Origin of the sequence: Paenarthrobacter ureafaciens (assembly GCF_004028095.1) — a bacterium.
Classification (GTDB): Bacteria; Actinomycetota; Actinomycetes; order Actinomycetales; family Micrococcaceae; genus Arthrobacter; species Arthrobacter ureafaciens.
Map to the genome: position 1 here is coordinate 112,732 of NZ_SBHM01000009.1, position 16,768 is coordinate 129,499.

Below are 16,768 nucleotides of genomic sequence, written 5' to 3' on the forward strand. Positions count from 1 at the left end.
TCCCGTGGCCGTGGTTACCATGCTAGTTCCGGCCCGGCGCAAGTACCCGCCGCACCGCCGCCCGCCCAGCCCTCAAAGACCTAGCCGGCCGGCGCGGGTCGGGTGGCCATTTCAGCCGCCTGGTGGAGCGCCTCGACCATGGACCGCGGATCGGCGATCGCCTTGCCGGCGATGTCGAACGCGGTGCCGTGGTCCACGGACGTCCGGATCACCGGCAGGCCCACAGTGATGTTCACTCCGGCTTCGATCCCCAGCACCTTCACGGGGCCGTGTCCCTGATCGTGGTACATGGCAACGACGAGGTCGTAGTCGCCGCGTCCGGCCAGGAAGAACAGTGTGTCCGCGGGCAGCGGACCTACCGCGTTGATTCCGGCTGCCTGTGCTGCTTTGACGCCGGGCTCGATCTTCTCCGCTTCCTCGCCCTGTCCGAACAGTCCGTTCTCGCCTGCGTGCGGATTGATGGCGCAGACGCCGATCTTCGGGTTGAGGATGCCCGCGCGGACCAGTGCCTCGTGTCCCCGGCGGATGGTGCGCTCCACCAGGCCAGGGTTGATCTTGCGCACGGCATCCACCAGCCCGATGTGCGTGGTCACGTGGATTACCCGGATCTTGGGAGTGGAGAGCATCATGGATACTTCTTCGGTCCCCGTGAGGTGCGCCAGCAGTTCAGTGTGCCCGGGGTAGATGTGCCCCGCCGAGTGCAGCGCCTCCTTATTCAACGGCGCCGTGCAAATGGCCTGCACCTTACCTGCCATCGCAAGCTCGCCGGCCACCCGGATGTACTCATACGCGCCGTGCCCGGCCACGGAGGAGAGCTGCCCCCACGGCAGGTCTTCGGGCAATAACGCCAGATCGATCACGTTCACCCGGCCCGGCGTGAACACCGCGTCCTCCACGTTTTCGATGCTCTGGATATCGGCCTCAATGCCCAAAACGTCCGCGGCCTGGCGAAGGCGCAGCGCGTCGCCGATCACCACTGGACGGCACTCTGCGTTGCTCTGCGGATCCAGCACGGCGGCCACCACCACCTCCGGGCCGACCCCGGCGCCGTCGCCCATTGTCACGGCTACGTAGGGCAATTTGTTTTGCTCTGCTGTGGTGCTGGCGGTCGTTGTCATTTCTGCTCCAGTTGGTTCGAAAGTCGTGCGGGGGAAGTGGTAGGCACTGGCATGGATTGGCCGCGGCGCTCCCGTATTTCGTTGTATAGCTGCAAGAGGGCAAGCTCGTCGCCGAAGCTGCCGGGTTTGGTGCCCACGAGCGTTCCGTCATCGGCGCGGGTGAGTACCGCCCCGTGTTGCACGGCCGCGATCGGCACCAATTGTTGAAGTCCGACGGCGTCCAGGACTTCCCGGGCCGTCTCACCGCCGGTGAGGATCAGGTCGGCCGTTGTTCCCCGTGCTGCTTGTGCCGCAAATGCGGACAGGGACCTGACGATGCCGGCGGCCGAGGCCGGGTCCACGATTCCTCCAGCCATGGTGACGGCTACATCTGTGCCTGCCGCAAGGGATCGCTGCAGGTCGTCAAGCTGTTTTTGATAGGCGCCGTTCATACCGGCCTGCTGCGGGTGCAGCCTCACCACGGCGAAAGTGTCCAGCCGCTCCAGTTGGGCCTGTGCTGTTGCCGAAGCAGAGCCGACGACGGCGAGCACCGGCCTGGTGCCGTGCTGCACTTCCGTGGTGGTTCCGTCTGCGTGCGATGATTGCGCGTTTTGCGCAGGTTGAGCGGCGGTATGTTGCGCAGCGAGGCGCTGCGCAAGGACGTCGGCGGTTCCGCCAGTACCCACGAGGACGATACGGCGGTTGGAGGCCTGGAAGCCAAGATGCAGCAGCGCGTCCGCCACGTCCTGCAGGTCTTGGACCGTCTCGCCGTCCACCACGATGATGGAGGGATGAACGGATTCCAGCGCGGCCGACATTTTCTGCGGCAGTAATCCTGAGCGGACCGCGGCCAGATCCAGGGCCCGCAGTGGCGTGGAATCTTCGGAACGGAGCAATGACGGAATATCAGCGGGTGGTTCAAGAACCTCGGCCTGCCACAGGTTGGTATCCGCCAAAGCAGTGCCAGCCACCAAAGGCTTTCCATTCAAAACGGAGCGGTGCAGCTGGGGGAGAGCGCCGGCAACCACGGCGTGGAAGCCTAAGACAGTCAGTGCCGCCACCTCGGCGCCGATGTTCCCGCGCCATAGAGAGTCGATCTTCTTGAAAGCAACCTTAGCCCCCAGCGCCGCAGGACAAGCGAAGGCGTCCCGTACCAGTGCTTCCGCCGTGGCACCGGGGAGCCCTCGTGAGTGCGAGTCGACGACCACAACGTCGGTGCGGGCCATCGCGAAGGGGGAACCGCCGTCGTGCGTTCCCAGCACGACCTGCGTGGAAAAGCCGTGCTGGACAAAGCAATAGCCAACCTCGGCGGCGCCGGAGAAATCGTCGGCTTGCACAAATACGGAAGCCACGTTGCTCCTTTCGTCTGTGGCGGCAGGTACCCGCCGTTCAGCGGGAGGCTTTCGAGCATTCTGGCATGGATGCGCGAACCACGCTAGTTGGTTGCGTAAAATGCGCATAGACGGCAAAGTGATCGACACAACATTCGGCGCACCCATCCGGCCGCCAGCCGGCGCGCATCCCGGAAAAGCCGTCAACGGCTGCCGGCTCCGTCTCCTCCTGAGGCGCCTGGGGCCACGGTGACGTGGGAATCTACCGTCCACACTGACACGCGTGGCCCCCGGCAGGCATCGTTAACCTTTGAGGCCGGATTGGGCGAGGCCTTCGACAAATTGGCGCTGGGCGAAGACGAAGACGATGAGAACCGGGACGGCGGTCATTGTCGCCGCTGCCATTTGCACGTTCCACATGGGTCCGCTGTACGCGTCGGTGAATCTTGTCAGTGCTTGGGGGAGCGTGAAGAGTTCCGGCGATGAGAGGTAAACGGTGGGCTCGAGATAGAGGTTCCAGACGTGGAGGAACGTGAAGATTGCGACGGCGGCAAGGGCAGATTTGGCGAGGGGCATTGCGATTTTCCACCAGATGGCTGTCCGTCCAAGTCCGTCGAGCCTGGCGGCTTCTTCCAGTTCTACGGGCAGGGCAATGAAGAACTGGCGCATGATGAAAGTTGCCAGCACGCTTGGGGCTCCGATCGCGGTGACGAGGATCAGGGGCCAGTGCGTATTGATAAGCCCCAGTGAGTTGAACATCTGGAACAGCGGAATGATGGTCACTTCGGTGGGGACGAGCATTCCAGTGAGGACGATGAGGAAGAGTACGTTTTGGCCCCGGAACCGGATTCTTGCGAAGGCGTAGCCCGCCAGCGACGAGGTGATCATCGTGGTTATCGTTACGATGGCGGCGATGTAGAGACTATTGAAGTATTGGCGCGCGAACGGCTGGAACGTAAAGGCCTGGATGTAGGCCTCGATGGTGGGTGTGTTCGGCCATATGGTGGGTGGGAAAGCCAGCAGTTCGTTGACTGTTTTGAATGACGAAATCATCATCCACCAGGTCGGCATAACGAATGGCAGGGCCATGATGGCAAGCCCGGCATATAGGGCGATGCGACTCCACCGCAGTTTCTTGCCGGCTTGCCGGAAGAGGAGACGCGGTACCGTCGGTTTAGTTCTCATGGAAGACCCATTTCTTGCGCATTTGCCACTGGACGACGGTGAGGACAAGGACAATCACGAAGAGGAGGAGTGAAAGTGTTGAACCATATCCAAAATGGTGGAATTCGAATGCCTGCTGGAACACGTAGTAGACCAAGACTGTTGTGGACAATCCTGGCCCGCCCTGAGTGAGCACGGCGATCTGGGCGAAAGCCTGCAGGGAGCCCACGATCGTGATGATGATTGTGAGCAGGAGAGTGGGCGAAATCAGGGGAAGCGTGATGCGGCGTAACAGGACCCATCGTGTCGCGCCGTCGACCTTCGCGGCCTCATATAGCTCGGAGGGAACCCCTTGGAGAGCGGCAAGGAACAGCACCATGTTGAGGCCGACGTTCTTGAAGACGTAGGTGGTGACGACGGCGGCCATTGCGGTTGGGCCGGTGCGCAGCCAGTTCGGTCCCGTGATCCCGAAAGTCTGGAGAATACCGTTGATCCCGCCGTTGTCTTGGAGCATGAAGCCCCAAACGAGGGTCCACGCCACCACTGAGACGACCACGGGGGAGAAGAAGATAGTACGGAAAACCGTAATTCCCTTGCCCTGACGGTTGAGCAGGACGGCCAGCAGAAGGGCCAGAGGGATGTTTATGCCAACGAGGCAGATCGAGAACACCGTGGTGGCCGCAAGGACGGAGGGAAGCTGTGGGTCTGCGAGGAGCTTTTCATAGTTCGCGCCTCCCACGGATTTGAAGGTTCCGGCCAGGACGTTCCACTCGTTGAAGCTGTAGTAGAAGACCAAAGCCAGGGGAAACAGCACGAAGCCAACGATGCCCAGCAGCTGCGGCGTGATGAAGGCGTAACCGGTCAGTGCATCCCGCCGCCTGGAGGTCAGGAAGGGAGCCCGCTTGGGGCCCCTCTCCCCGGCGCGGGTGGTTTCCCGCGCCGGGGAGACTTTATCGATAAGGGACATGGCTTTGGTCCTAGACAGCCAGAATCGGATCGATGGCCGTGCAAACGCTCTTCAGCACGCCGGGGACGTCGGCATTTTCCTGCCACATGGGATCAAGGGCCACCTTGATCTTGCTCGCGAGATCTGCCGAACTCGTGTGCTGGGGTTTGGGCGGCACGTTTTCCAGAGACTTGATCACTGTGTTCTGGATCTGGTCCTTGCTCAGCAGTGGGTTGGTGGCTGTCAGCGTCTCAGCATTCAGCAGCGAGGTCCGCGGCGGCGGGAAGTACTGGGCCAGCTGCCTCGAATTGTCCGGGTTGGTGAAGTAAGCCAGGAACTGCTTCGCTGCCTCGGGATTCTTGCTGTTCTGCAGCGCAGCCATTGCAGCCTGGCCGATCACGGAATAGTCGCCCTTCGGTCCGGACGGCAAAGGCAGCACGTTCCAGCCAAATTGAGCGTTCTTCAACAGCGAAGCCCGGGAAATTTGTGACACGGTTAAGGCCGATCCCCCGGCGAAGAAGTCGGGGCTGGTCCCCGGCCCGGGAAACGCCTTGCTCCCGAAGATCCCTTCGTGCAGGTACTCAAAGGCGCCGGTCATTTCGGGGGAAGCAAACGTGCATTTCTTGCCGTCCTCACTCCATGGAGAAGCACCCCAGCCCTTCCACAGCGATAGAAGCAGCAATGGTTGAGCGTAATTGAAATCGCGGATGATGATGCCGTCTTTGCCGGTCTTTTCATGGACTTGGGCACCGACCTTGGACAGGTCGTTCCAGTTCCATTTGCCCTGGGCTTTGAGTTCTGCGGAGCTGGGCAGGCCTGCGTTCTTGAGGATGTCGTCGTTGGCAAACATGACGAAGGGTGAGGTGGAGAACGGGTATGCGTAGAGCTCGCCATCCCGGGTCCAGAGTTTCGCGAAGTCAGTTTTGAGGTCGTCGTAGTTGTAGCCGGGAGTGGCCTTGAAAGTGTCAGTGAGCGGAGCCAGTGCCCCCGACTCCACGAAGTCCGGTGCGTCGCTTTCCGGAACCCAGGCCAAGTCCGGACCGTTTCCTCCAGCGATCTGGGTGGTCAACGTCTTTGTGTAGTCCGCCGAGGGGAGGGAATCGAAAGTGATGTCCTTGATTTCCGGGTGGGTCGTTTTGTATTCGTCTGCGATGGACTTGAACAGAGCGAGCTGGTTCGCGTCAGCCGTCCAAGTGGTCAAGCGCAGCGACACACTGCCGGGAGCTGCGGACGTTGGGGCTGCTGCGGGGCCGGGACCGCCGCAGGCGGAGAGCGCAAGCGACACCGCTGCCAGCAGTGTTACTCCTGTCAGCGTCTTTGCTGGTTTCATGATCGTGCTCCTCGTTTCAGTAGCCGGTGACGTCGGGCCAGTGCAGCTCGACGCCTTCCCGGGTTAGCAGGTTCTGGAATTCCTCCAGGAGGTGGGGTGTGTTGCGGACGGTGCGGGGGTCAGTGGAATTTGCGAGGCAGAAGGATGCCAGCCAACCGGCAACTTCACCGATGTTCCATTCGACGGGGTGAAGTCGGAAAGCGCCGTTGGTGATGTGGGTCGTGCCAATGTTCTTACCGGCTGGAAGGAGGTTCTCCAGACGGACGGGAATGAATGATCCGAGGGGAATTTCAAAGGGCGCCGAGGCGACGTCTACGTAGTTGTCCCCACCGGTGGAGGGATGCAAATCGATCCGGTACATCCCCACGCCCACACTGTCAGGGAAAGTGGTGGGCGCGCCGTGCCCCCGGACAGCCAGGGAGAGATCGCCTTCCACCACGGTGTACTCGGCCTTGATGCGCCGGGATTCGCGGATATAGGGCGCTTGGGCCAGCCCGTCCCGGGTTCCGGTGATGTCGCCCCGCAGACGCAGTCCTGGCCAGCCCTTCCCCCCATCGGGACGGGGTGCTTCGGTTTGGAGCCAGTAGAACATCGAATACGAGAGCTGACGTGCGGCTTCGAGGTGCTTTTCCGCACCGGGATTATCGATGATCGAACCATCGAGGTAATCGATCATGGGCCAGTTGACCAACACAAGGTCACTGTCGAAGTGCCCTTCCCGGAACAGCTTCCTGGCAAGGATGCGCCGGAAAGTCCATAGCTCACGATCGCCCGGGGGTCTCCCGCTGTTTCCCGGTCCGTGGCAGCCGATTGTTTCCAAGGGCTCGTCGTCGATGTCCGGTGTGAAAGTCCTCGTGAGCGTTTCAAGGGTCTGGGGTCGTGGTCCGGTGAGGGACAGCATTGGTGCGCCCCAGAACTCCGGCTGGTATTTGCGCCAGTACTCGTAATCGCGGGGCTTGTCGATGACGTGGTTTCCCTCGACGTGATCGATGACGAAACACCAGGACAGTGCCTGGACATTGTCAGGATCCGGCGTTTCCGGGGCGCTAGGCTCTCCCGTCTGGTGCCGGGACTCGGCGCCAACGACGTATTCAGCGCCGACGAACGGAAGCAGGTCCCCGGTTTCCGTTGCGTCCAGCACATAGTGCGCGCTGATCACGGTTTCCTCGGATGTGCCCTCGCTGCGGACAGTGACCCGCTTGATCCGGTTCCCGTCCATCTCGGCACCTACCGGCACCGCCGGCTGAATCACCGTCAGCCGGCCCGTCCCCGTAAAGGGTGAGAGCATTGCATCAATCACGGCGACAGCGACGCGCGGTTCTGCACACACGGCGCTTACAGTTCCGGCGCCCGGGTTCAGGTCTTCTCTTCCCCGGGCCTCTTCAGTCAGCGGATACCAGTTCCGGTAATAATCGCGAATCCCATTGCGGAGTTTTCGGTAGGAGGCGGTTACACCAAACTGCTCGACCCAGCGGTGCTCGTCCATCGGCACCGCCTGACTGGTGAGCTGACCACCCAGCCACGGGTACTGCTCCGTGAGGACGACGTGCCGGCCAGCCTTGAGGGCCGCAAGGGCGGCTGCGACACCGCCCAGACCGCCGCCGACAATCAGGACATCGGTTTGAACATCAGTCATTAACATTCTTTCAATCGGCGAGCCGAACGGTTCGGCTCGTAATGGTTCGTGCGCTGCGCGGATGGGCGGAGGCGCAGATTAGCGACTGGCATCCGGGCAGGGGTGATCGGCAGGGCTGGCCTTGCTCCGATTCCCGGGGTAAAGGCATGCTTCCCTGCAGCATCATTGAATGAACTCTGACGGGCTGACGGCGCGAGAATTTCTTTCGTCCAACCCTGGCGATGCTTCCTGGAGAAGCAACCGGTCGCTTACCGCCGCCCAGCAACAACATGGAGTGATCCTGAGACCGTCCAGTCGTTTGGACGTGGATTGGCCTCCGAAGGTCAAGGAACATTCCAAGACGATCTCCGGCGTCGTGGCCTTAAGAGGCGTTTCTAACCTGAATCGTAGGGCCGGCAATCCTCTCTAAGGGATTTACCTGCCATCACAACTGTGACTTTCACCCCTCTAGCCAATCATTGATGCCGCATGACATACCATGGACGAGATGAGCCAGATTGTGTCTGAGATTGATATTGAGTCCAGGCGTCTTCGCATCATCAACGCGGTTGTCGCAAGCGTTGACCAGCCGCCTGGCTCACAAGTCGGTCCCCGACTTCAGCGGCATGTTCAGATGCTTCTCATCCACTCGGGTTCAATGAAGGTGGTCATCGACGAACGTCCGCCCTACGAGGTGCACGCGGGGCACATGTGCATTCTCCTGCCAGGGCACCGTGAAGAAATTTCGTTCCCGCATAAGATGACCCGGCAAACGCTCCTGCGGGGCGACTTCCTCGGACTGACTGCCGGCATGGCAGAGTGGCTGGAGAGTGTTCCACCAGTCCGAAAGCTCTCGTCAGCGCTCACGTACCTTGCACGGGAGGCGCTGACGAGTGAACAGACGCGTTTGACGGCTCAGGGAGCCCTGGTGGACGCCCTTTCCACGGCGCTGTTATGGAGGTTCATCGCGGAGCTTGAAAATTCTCCTGCTGCCCTGCCGGAGCCAATCGAAGCGGCGCGCCTGTTCATCCATCAACTCCTCAGCGAAGAGTTGACCTTGAGTGCGATCGCCAGCGCCGCTAACGTCACGCCCGCATATCTCGTCCGACTTTTCAGGGAACACATGGGCACCACCCCCATTCACTACCTGTGGGAACGACGAGTGACGCATGGGATCGTCCTGTTGACCAGCACTGGCCTTCCGATCGGGACGGTGGCCGCAATGAGCGGTTTCAAGACGAGCTTTCACTTTGCTCGAAAGGTCAAGGAATCCACCGGAATGGCGCCCTCAGAGCTTCGCAGGTCCAACTGGGGAGAATTGTCCGCTCACAGCAGTAGTGACGCCAACCGGAGAATCTGAATGTTTTGCTTGTGGAAACCTAGGCTTCAGATGATGGCGTTCATGACGTTCCAGCCGGTCCCGACCTGAACTCTGGGAAGCCAGCCCAGTTTGCCGTTCCCGGGGTAGAGCCACAGTGTTCCCGCTGAATCACGCGCCAGAAGATCGACGTTGCCGTCGCCATTGAAGTCGCCGGGGGTAGCGATGGCTGTCATGACGTTCCAACCCCACCCAATGGCAGGGCCGTTTCCGATGGTGCCGCTTCCGCCCCAACACAGCCAGAGCGTCCCCACGGCATCCCGGCCAACGAAGTCCTGCGTGCCGTTTCCATTGATATCGCCGATTCCGCCGAGGTAATTCAGGGATTCGAAGCTGTAACCTACGTGCAATTGTCCTGCCCACCCGCCCCTGCCGTTACCCCGGTAGTGGATCAAGGAGCAGTAGCGGTTGGTACGGCCTATGATGTCCGCATTTCCATCAAGGTCAAGGTCACCGATGGGGAACATGGTATCCACAGCGCCCCACCCCCATCCGATTGCGCTGCGCGGGAGCCAGCCGCCTCGCCCGTCTCCGGGATAGAGCCACAGCGTGTCACTGCTGTCGCGGGCCAGAAGGTCATCCCTGCCGTCCCCGGTGAAGTCACCGGGCGCCGCGATTTCGGTCATCACATTCCAGCCTTGACCAACCTGGGCTCGGCTTAACCACCCTCCGCTGCCATTTCCGGGGTACAGCCAAAGTTTTCCCTCGGTGTCGCGCGCCAGCACGTCAGGCTTGCCGTCGCTGTTGTAGTCGCCACGTATGTCTTTTGGGTCGATCGTGATGGTGACAATCGGAGTTATCGCGTCGGGGCTGATGCCGTTCGTAGCTGATACACGAAAACTGTAGACGCCCGCGGCCGTCGGTATGCCGCTGAGTGCGCCGTTAACCAGTGTCACGCCCGGGGGTAGCGATCCGGAGGCAACCTGGATTTTCGGGGTGAGGGATCCAGAAAAATCAAAGCTGCCTGTGTAGAGCGATCCGACACGCCCCTTCGGGGGTATCGGCGGACTGATGAGCTGCGGCGCTTTGTCGGTTCCGTCGATGACGGTGGCGCTGTATCCATTAGTCGCGTAGAGCCTGTTGGTCTTCTCATTAATGGCCAGTTCGTGGAAGCTGGTCGACATCGTCCTCACGAGATCGGAAGTCAAAGCGGTAGGTTTGTAGACACTGATCCCGTCTGACGATGCAACGTACACCTTGTTGGTAGTTGAATTCACCGCAATGTCCCTGGCAGTGTCTTTGGATGGGAAGCTCTTCTGTGCCTCGGTTATTCCATCGACCTGAACCAGCGATTGGCTGTTTGGGTGAAGGGCAAAGATTGTATTGGTTTTTCGTTTGGAGAAGTTGGCGGCCGAGAAGCACACGTCTAAATCCGAGCTGTTGTTGCAGGGGGCAGAGTTGATACTGCAGCGCTATGCCCGGCAGCGGGAGATCTGTGAGGATTTGGATTTCGTCATGAGTCACGACGCTGAACTGCTGACCCGCCTTGAGGGCGCGTGAGCATAGATCTGGATAGCGCGGGCACGGCGTGACGTCTACATAGGGGGCTGCTGAACGCCCGGCGTCAGTGCCCTTCGAGCCGCTTTTCCAGGCGCTTTGCGGGCGCTGGCCAGGGACTGTTTGGTGAGCTTGGTGACGTCCTTGGCCCGCGCTGCTTCCAGAATGGCGGGTTGCGGCGTCCAAAGGCTTTCATCGTTGTGATCGATGGCTTCGGTGGCGCCGATGACCTTGTAGGGGCGGCACTGGAGCTAGAGGTTCTCAATAACTTCCACGAGGACGGGATTTCCACCTGCTGTATAGAGGGTTCGGAGCAATACCTCGTCCTCGTCCAAGGCGTCCCAGACCCTGCGCTCTGCCACTGCTTAGCTGGGAACAATGTTCACGTCGTAAATAAAGGGATCCTGGGCGCGCCTTTGCGCCAGCATGGCCTGGATGAACGACGCCCCGTCTTCAGCAGTGCAGTCATCTACAAGCAGCACCTCAAAATGCGGGCGCCCAACGGTGGACGGGTGTTCAACCGATGCGGAAGCTGGTGCCGGCGCTGGGTCTTGGCGTCGCCGTCGTCGTTTGATGGCGGCGAGTGCTTCACCCAACCCGGCATAGTCCCGTTCATCGGCGAGTAGCCGCAATCCATCGATGGGGCCATACCGGGATGCGCCCAGTAGCCTTCCACTGTCTGGAGTTGGTCCAAGACCCTGACAATGTCCGAGGCCAGGTGCTCGCCGGCGTCGGCTGATAGCTCGTGACCCATCTTTTCAACGGTGTAGGTCAGGTACTCCCACAGGTCCTCTCGGATTCTCCAGACATTGGTGTGGGCGGCAGTTTCGTTGCCGTCTTGGATGGAGTACAGTTCGGGGGCGGCCGGATTCAATGTATTTCCTCTGCTGGATGGGGAATCCCGGGCATCGTCATTGCTGCCCGGGGCGATAGGAAAGCACCCGCGCCTATGGTGGCGCGGGTGCTTGGTTGACGATTCAGTTCAGGAGGCCGGCGAGGGCGTCTGCCAGGGCCTGTGCCCCGGTTTCCGCGTCTTCGTCCACCACGTGTTCTTCGGGGGAGTGGGAGACGCCGCTGGGGTTGCGCACAAACACCATGGCGGTAGGGACAAACGGGGACAGCACGCCCGCGTCGTGACCGGCCCCTGTGTCGAGGATGGGGGCGCCGGGAAGGGAGCGCTGCAGTTGTGCTTGCAGGCCACCATCGAAGTGGACGGTGGGGCTCAGTGATTCTTCGGTCAGGGTCACGGTGCAGCCTTCTTCGGCGGCGATGTACCGGGCTTGCTGGTGGATGGTCTCTACCACCGCGGCGGTGACAGCGTCGTCGGGGTGCCGGACGTCGAGCCAGAAGTCCACGCGGGAGGCGATGACGTTGGTGCCGCCGGGTACGGGTTGGAGCCTGCCGACGGTTGCCCTTGCGTGGGGTTGTTCGCGGGCGGTGTCGCGGATGGCCACCACGGTGCGGGAGGCGGCAACCATGGGGTCGTGCCGGTCTGCCATGAGGGTGGTGCCGGCGTGGTTGCCCTGGCCGTTGATGCTCAGCCGCCAGCGGCCGTGGCCGAGGATGGAGGAGGCGATGGCGATGGGCTGGTTCAGGTCGATCAAGCCGCGGCCTTGCTCGACGTGCAGTTCCACGAACGCGCCGATCTGGCCCAGCAGTTTCTCGTCCTTGCCCACAATGCGCGGGTCCAGGCCGTTGGCGCGGGCTACGTCGGCGAAGGTATTGCCGTCGGGGTCGCGGAGGTTGCGGGCTCTGTCGGGGTCGATGGCACCGGTCATCAGGCGGGAGCCGAGGCACGCGACACCGAAGCGGGAGCCTTCTTCTTCAGGGAAAACCACGACGGCGAGTGGCCGGGTTGGGTTGGTCCCGCGCGCCTTAAGGATGTCCACGGCCACCAGCGCGGAGGCGACGCCGAGGGGTCCGTCGAAGGGGCCACCGCCGGGGACGGAGTCGAGGTGGCTTCCGGTGACCAGGGCATTGGCTCGGTTCCAGCCCGGAGTGTCCCACCAGGCCCAGATGGCGCCGTTGCGGTCGGTTTCCACGGCCAGGCCACGCTGGGTGGCTTGGTCGATAAACCAGCTTCGGAGGTCCAGTTCAGCGGTGGAGTACACGGGGCGTGTGTAGCCGCCGCGGATCGGGTCGGTGCCCAAGGCGGCGATGTCGGACATCAGTCCGGTCACCGTTGCCGGCGTCGTGCTGGTCTGGTTGGTGAGGCTGCCGGTGTTTGGCATTAGTGCGCTCCTGCTGCCGTTGCCTGGGGGGCGAGGCGGAACTGCTCCGGGACGGTTCCGCTGCCGGTGGCGAGGTCGGCACCCAACTGCCCGATGAGCGGGGCGAACTTAGCGCCATGGCCGGAGCAGGGAGAGAGGACTGTGATGCCGCCGGCGCGGTCAATGATGAAGTCCTCGGTGGGGGTGTTCGTGAAGAGGCAGGTGGTCTCGGCGTAGGGTTCAGGCACGAGGCCCGGGAGGTACTTTTCCACGTAGTCAATGACACGGCGGCGGTTGGCGGGGTCGATCAGCCCGTCCTGGTCAGCAGCCGAGGGCAGGATCTTGCCGCCGTTGTACTCGGCCACTTTCTGGCCGCGGAACCCGGCGTCGCGGCCCCCCGGCAACCCATAGGCCTGCCAGCCTTCACGCTTGTGGATGAACGTCGGCCACGTCTCGATTGCCGCTTGGTCGGCGTAGGGGAAGTGGTAGGCCTGTTCCTGCCGGACCTCGATGCGGGGCATGCCCGCCAGGAAGCCGGCGGGCAGGGACAGGGAACCGAGGAGCTGGGGGAGCCAGCCGCCGGCAGCGACAACGACATTGGCGGCCTTGAACGCACGGGCGTCCTCTGAAGTCAGAATGTAGTCACCGGCGGTTCCCTTGATGGAAGCGACGGCCCAGTTGGTGTGCAGTGCCGCGCCGTGGGTCACCGCTTGGTCCACCATCGCCGCGACGGACTCATACGCGTCGATGACGCCGGCTCCGGGGTGCCACAGAACGTCGGTGTCGAAGGCGATCTGGCCCCACCGGTCCTGGGCTTCCTTTGCGGTGACGAGTTCGTGCTCGATCCCATGAGTGGACAGGGCCGCTGCGAGACGCTCAGGCTGGCGGACGGCGCCGTAATCCACGGCTCCGGTCGGGGTGATGAGCTGCTTGCCGGACAGGCGGGCGAGTTCGTCCCAGCCGGCCTTCGCTTCCAAGACCAAGCCGGTGTAGAAGGCGTCCGGATAGGCGTAGCGGAAAATCCGGGCAGAACCGTGGGAGCTTCCGGCGTCATTTGCCGGGGTAGTGCGTTCCAGCAGGGCTACATCATGGCCGCGGGCGGCCAGTTGCCAGGCGGTGGCTGCGCCGGAGAGCCCGGCTCCGACAACGACGTATTCGAACGATTCCATGGGTGGTGCTCCTCTGGAGGGTTGGTTTTTGCTGCGGGTTTGTTCGCTGAATCCAGTTACTCACCCGCGAATGGTCTGCGTCCAATATCATTTATGAACAGATTGTTAATGCTCGTCGAAAGAATCGTCATGGAACTCAGGCAGCTGCGGTATTTCCTCGTCGTCGCGGACGAACTTCACTTTGGCCGGGCTGCCGAGCGGTTGCACCTGACCCAGCCACCCTTGACGGTAGCGATCCGCAGGCTGGAGAAAGAACTTGGCGTCCAGCTGTTTGACCGCACCACCCGGAAGGTCACGCTGACCGCGGCAGGGGAAGCCTTCAAGGGCCGGATCCGAGGCGCGGTGACTGAACTCGACGAGGCCGCAGGCGACGTCGCCAGTGTGGCCGCCGGGCTCAGCGGCCGGCTGCGGGTGGGGTTCGTCAGTTCCGCCAGCTACACCACCATCCCCGAAGCCATCGGCGCTTTCCGGAAACGCCGGCCCCGGGTGGAGTTGGTCCTGAGCCCGCTCACCAGCGGGGAACAGATCGAACAACTGCTCGACGGCGAACTGGACCTTGGCCTCGTTCGCGACCCGGGCGACGTGCCCGGCTTGACCATGGAGTTGGTCGCTGCCGAGGACCTCGTTGCCGTCCTGCCCGAAGCCCACCCCTTGGCAACACGTACCGAAATCCGCCCGCAGGACCTGAAAGGAGAGCCGATGATCCTTTTTCCCTACCGGCTCATGCCGGGCTTCGTCGCCCGCGTCCTGGGTCTGTTCGACCAAGTGGGAACGCCTCCGCGGGTAGTGCAGCAGGCCATCCACCAGGAAACAGTCCTCGGCTTGGTCGCGGCCGGACTCGGACTTTCGATCCTGCCCTCATCCGTCCGCCGCTTCCAGATGCCCGGCCTCATGACCAGGCCCATCACGGGACACCCGCAGACCGCCCTCTACACTGTACGGGGCGGCAGCCCATCACCCGCCGCATACGAATTCCTTGCCTGCCTGCGGGGGCCTGATCGCGGCTAAGTCCGCGAAAGTTATCCAGCAGGCGTCATAAAAAACTTGCCTAGGATTCAGCCTACGTGCGCGGAACCCGACCAGCACAGGCCAAAAAGACTTTCACATCATTCCGGCGGCGCGCTCCGCGCCGCCGGAATTACGACCATTTGACCGGCATCATTGACGAGACGGTGTGCAAGGGAGAACACGTGGGGAACACCCGACTTGGTGCAGACACACGGATCCTCATCATCGGCGCAGGAGTAGTCGGCGCCGCCTTGGCGGACGACCTGACCCGGCACGGCATGAACTCCGTGACAGTCGTTGACCAAGGACCCCTGTACGAAACGGGCGGCTCTTCGTCGCACGCTCCGGGATTTGCTTTCCAGACCACAGGATCGTCGGTCATGACGGAACTCGCCCGTCGCACCTCGGACAAACTGGATGGCCTTGAGCTCGATGGGGAATGGATCCTCAAACGCGTCGGCGGCCTCGAATTGGCATGCGATGACGAGCGCATGGAGTACCTGCACCGCCGCCATAACCTTGCACAGTCCTGGGGGCGTACCCTCCCGCATGGTCACCCCCGGGGAATGTAGTGAGCTGTTCCCGGCGTTGGATCCCAGCTCGATCATGGCGGCCTCCACACTCCGACGGACGGCGTCGTAAAGGCCGTTCGGGCAGTGGAATGGCAGGCCCGTCGCGCGATCGAAAACGGCGCGCTGTTCTATGGACACACCGAAGTGACGGGCTTCCGGACCGAGGCCGGCCGCGTCAGCGGGGTGGACGTACGCACCACTCCTCCCGTCCCCGGCAACCAATCGAAGGGACATTTGCTCCCCGAGGGCACCGACTTCACCGCAGCCGACATCGTCGTGGTCTGTGCCGGGTTGTGGGGGCCGGGCTTGGGCAAGCAGGGGCACGCCTTTCCTGGGCGGCCATGCTGTTCCTTCGTAGCCATCTCAGTCCCGACCATCTCAAATCGCAGATCTTCACTGTCGGCGCCGGCCTCCGCACCACGGCAACTGCCGCCGGTGCGGCCCTTGCCGCCTCGGCTTCCGGCCTCGGGGGTGCGCTGACAGTGGGGTTGATAGGCGTTATTTGGGTCCTGTCGGCCGCCTGGATGACCGCGTTTCCACGGAGCGCGGCAGGTTCTTGAACGACGTTCGAGGGTGTGATTGCTAGCGAACGGCGTTGGAGTCCTCGGAGATCAGGCCCGAAAAGTTCATTTCTGCCAGATCATTTTGGGTGAAGAAGGAAACGATCCGTGACTGGAACAAATGGACATGGCGCGTGGCGACGTCTTCCGCTGCCTTCAGGTCACGGGCTTCTACTGCTTTGAGGTAGTCCCAGTGATCGGCGCACACGTTGCGGTAGTGGTCCGCCAAATGTGCTGAGGGTTCCCCTTCCCCCCTGAAACTCATGTAGGCGAGCCGCTGGGAGTGGGTATAGATCTGCTCAGAGAGCCCGGTGACGTAGCGGTTGCCGCCTAAACGGCTTTCCAAAGTATGAAGCTCGGCGTTCCGTCTTGCGATCAATGCCGGGTCGCCGATATGGACCGCATTGTCGACTGCCTCCGTCGCCTCCCTGAGTAGCCCAAGGCCGGCTTGATCAATGCGGGCGATCAGCAGGTGTGTTGATGCGCGGGCCACCATCATCTGTGCTTCCAGCATCTCCCTGCATGCGGTGAGATCGATGTTGCTGACGTGGTACCCGCCACGCTCGCCTGAGTCGATGAGACCTTCGATCGCAAGTTGTGCCAACGCTTCCCGCACCGGCGTCCGACTGGCTCCGATTTCGGCAGCCAGCGTTTGTTCGTCAACCTTGCTTCCTGGAGCCAGGACCATGGTAAGGATCTGCTCGCGCAGCAATTCGTAGGCGCCGTCACGGGCACTTCTATCGCGCTTGCCCACGGTTTTCCCCTTTGGTTCGGTATGCGTCGCTCCTAGTATTCCACTTGAATTCAAAAAAGTGGGCCAAACCACTGGCCATGGAGATCCGTGCCACATACGATGTATTCGAGTCGAATACAAAGACCAAACCAATAGGA

The 16,768-nt window shown here is 62.0% G+C and carries 14 protein-coding genes and 1 pseudogene; 4 read left to right on the forward strand and 11 right to left on the reverse strand.

What is annotated here, in order from left to right; all coding sequences use genetic code 11:
• Nucleotides 1–80: 80 nt before the first annotated feature.
• The 6 genes from pdxA to AUR_RS19225 form a co-directional block, all read right to left on the reverse strand.
• Entirely contained in the window at nucleotides 81–1,118 is a 1,038-nt protein-coding gene (gene pdxA / locus AUR_RS20640) for a 4-hydroxythreonine-4-phosphate dehydrogenase PdxA (RefSeq protein ID WP_062096589.1), read from the reverse strand.
• Nucleotides 1,115–2,449 carry a four-carbon acid sugar kinase family protein gene (locus tag AUR_RS20645; protein WP_062096591.1) on the reverse strand — a complete coding sequence of 445 codons (1,335 nt, stop codon included), beginning with the start codon at nucleotides 2,447–2,449 and terminating at the stop codon, nucleotides 1,115–1,117. The genes pdxA and AUR_RS20645 overlap by 4 nt, the downstream gene beginning before the upstream one ends.
• Before the next feature lie 282 nt (nucleotides 2,450–2,731).
• A complete protein-coding gene (locus AUR_RS19210; protein WP_082694591.1) occupies nucleotides 2,732–3,613 on the reverse strand; it encodes a carbohydrate ABC transporter permease in 882 nt (293 codons plus the stop codon).
• Nucleotides 3,603–4,559: a carbohydrate ABC transporter permease gene (locus AUR_RS19215; protein ID WP_062096594.1), complete on the reverse strand. Its 957-nt coding sequence runs from the start codon at nucleotides 4,557–4,559 to the stop codon at nucleotides 3,603–3,605. Before AUR_RS19215 ends, AUR_RS19210 begins: the two co-directional genes overlap by 11 nt.
• 10 nt (nucleotides 4,560–4,569) lie before the next feature.
• Entirely contained in the window at nucleotides 4,570–5,868 is a 1,299-nt protein-coding gene (locus tag AUR_RS19220; RefSeq protein WP_062096596.1) for an ABC transporter substrate-binding protein, read from the reverse strand.
• Nucleotides 5,869–5,884: 16 nt separating this feature from the next.
• Nucleotides 5,885–7,504: an FAD-dependent oxidoreductase gene (locus AUR_RS19225; RefSeq protein WP_062096598.1), complete on the reverse strand. Its 1,620-nt coding sequence runs from the start codon at nucleotides 7,502–7,504 to the stop codon at nucleotides 5,885–5,887.
• 487 nt (nucleotides 7,505–7,991) lie between these two features.
• On the opposite strand from AUR_RS19225, the gene AUR_RS19230 reads away from it, so the two are divergent.
• Nucleotides 7,992–8,843: a helix-turn-helix domain-containing protein gene (locus AUR_RS19230; RefSeq protein WP_164888710.1), complete on the forward strand. Its 852-nt coding sequence runs from the start codon at nucleotides 7,992–7,994 to the stop codon at nucleotides 8,841–8,843.
• Nucleotides 8,844–8,869: 26 nt separating this feature from the next.
• On the opposite strand, the gene AUR_RS19235 is transcribed toward AUR_RS19230, so the two are convergent.
• Entirely contained in the window at nucleotides 8,870–10,009 is a 1,140-nt protein-coding gene (locus AUR_RS19235) for an FG-GAP-like repeat-containing protein (RefSeq protein WP_128397285.1), read from the reverse strand.
• A 187-nt stretch (nucleotides 10,010–10,196) separates the two neighbouring features.
• On the opposite strand from AUR_RS19235, the gene AUR_RS19240 reads away from it, so the two are divergent.
• Nucleotides 10,197–10,361 carry a hypothetical protein gene (locus tag AUR_RS19240; protein ID WP_241650981.1) on the forward strand — a complete coding sequence of 55 codons (165 nt, stop codon included), beginning with the start codon at nucleotides 10,197–10,199 and terminating at the stop codon, nucleotides 10,359–10,361.
• Between the two features lie 466 nt (nucleotides 10,362–10,827).
• On the opposite strand, the gene AUR_RS19245 is transcribed toward AUR_RS19240, so the two are convergent.
• The 3 genes from AUR_RS19245 to AUR_RS19255 all read right to left on the reverse strand — a co-directional run bounded on the left by AUR_RS19245 (nucleotide 10,828) and on the right by AUR_RS19255 (nucleotide 13,737).
• A complete protein-coding gene (locus tag AUR_RS19245) occupies nucleotides 10,828–11,232 on the reverse strand; it encodes a hypothetical protein (protein ID WP_062096605.1) in 405 nt (134 codons plus the stop codon).
• 103 nt (nucleotides 11,233–11,335) lie between these two features.
• Nucleotides 11,336–12,589, reverse strand: coding sequence for an allantoate amidohydrolase (locus tag AUR_RS19250; RefSeq protein ID WP_062096607.1), 1,254 nt, complete (start codon nucleotides 12,587–12,589; stop codon nucleotides 11,336–11,338).
• Nucleotides 12,589–13,737: an FAD-dependent oxidoreductase gene (locus AUR_RS19255; RefSeq protein WP_128397286.1), complete on the reverse strand. Its 1,149-nt coding sequence runs from the start codon at nucleotides 13,735–13,737 to the stop codon at nucleotides 12,589–12,591. The genes AUR_RS19250 and AUR_RS19255 overlap by 1 nt, the downstream gene beginning before the upstream one ends.
• A gap of 108 nt (nucleotides 13,738–13,845) precedes the next feature.
• Between AUR_RS19255 and AUR_RS19260 the strand changes: the two genes are divergently transcribed.
• Together AUR_RS19260 and AUR_RS20650 are read left to right on the forward strand one after the other, a co-directional pair.
• On the forward strand, nucleotides 13,846–14,745 hold the full coding sequence (locus AUR_RS19260) for a LysR family transcriptional regulator (protein ID WP_241650982.1): 900 nt from the start codon (nucleotides 13,846–13,848) through the stop codon (nucleotides 14,743–14,745).
• 182 nt (nucleotides 14,746–14,927) lie between these two features.
• A pseudogene (locus AUR_RS20650) lies at nucleotides 14,928–15,797 on the forward strand (NAD(P)/FAD-dependent oxidoreductase).
• 102 nt (nucleotides 15,798–15,899) lie between these two features.
• Here AUR_RS20650 and AUR_RS19275 read toward each other — a convergent pair.
• The gene (locus tag AUR_RS19275) at nucleotides 15,900–16,631 is read right to left on the reverse strand and encodes a GntR family transcriptional regulator (protein WP_062096615.1); all 732 of its coding nucleotides are present in this window, start codon (nucleotides 16,629–16,631) and stop codon (nucleotides 15,900–15,902) included.
• Nucleotides 16,632–16,768 lie beyond the last annotated feature (137 nt).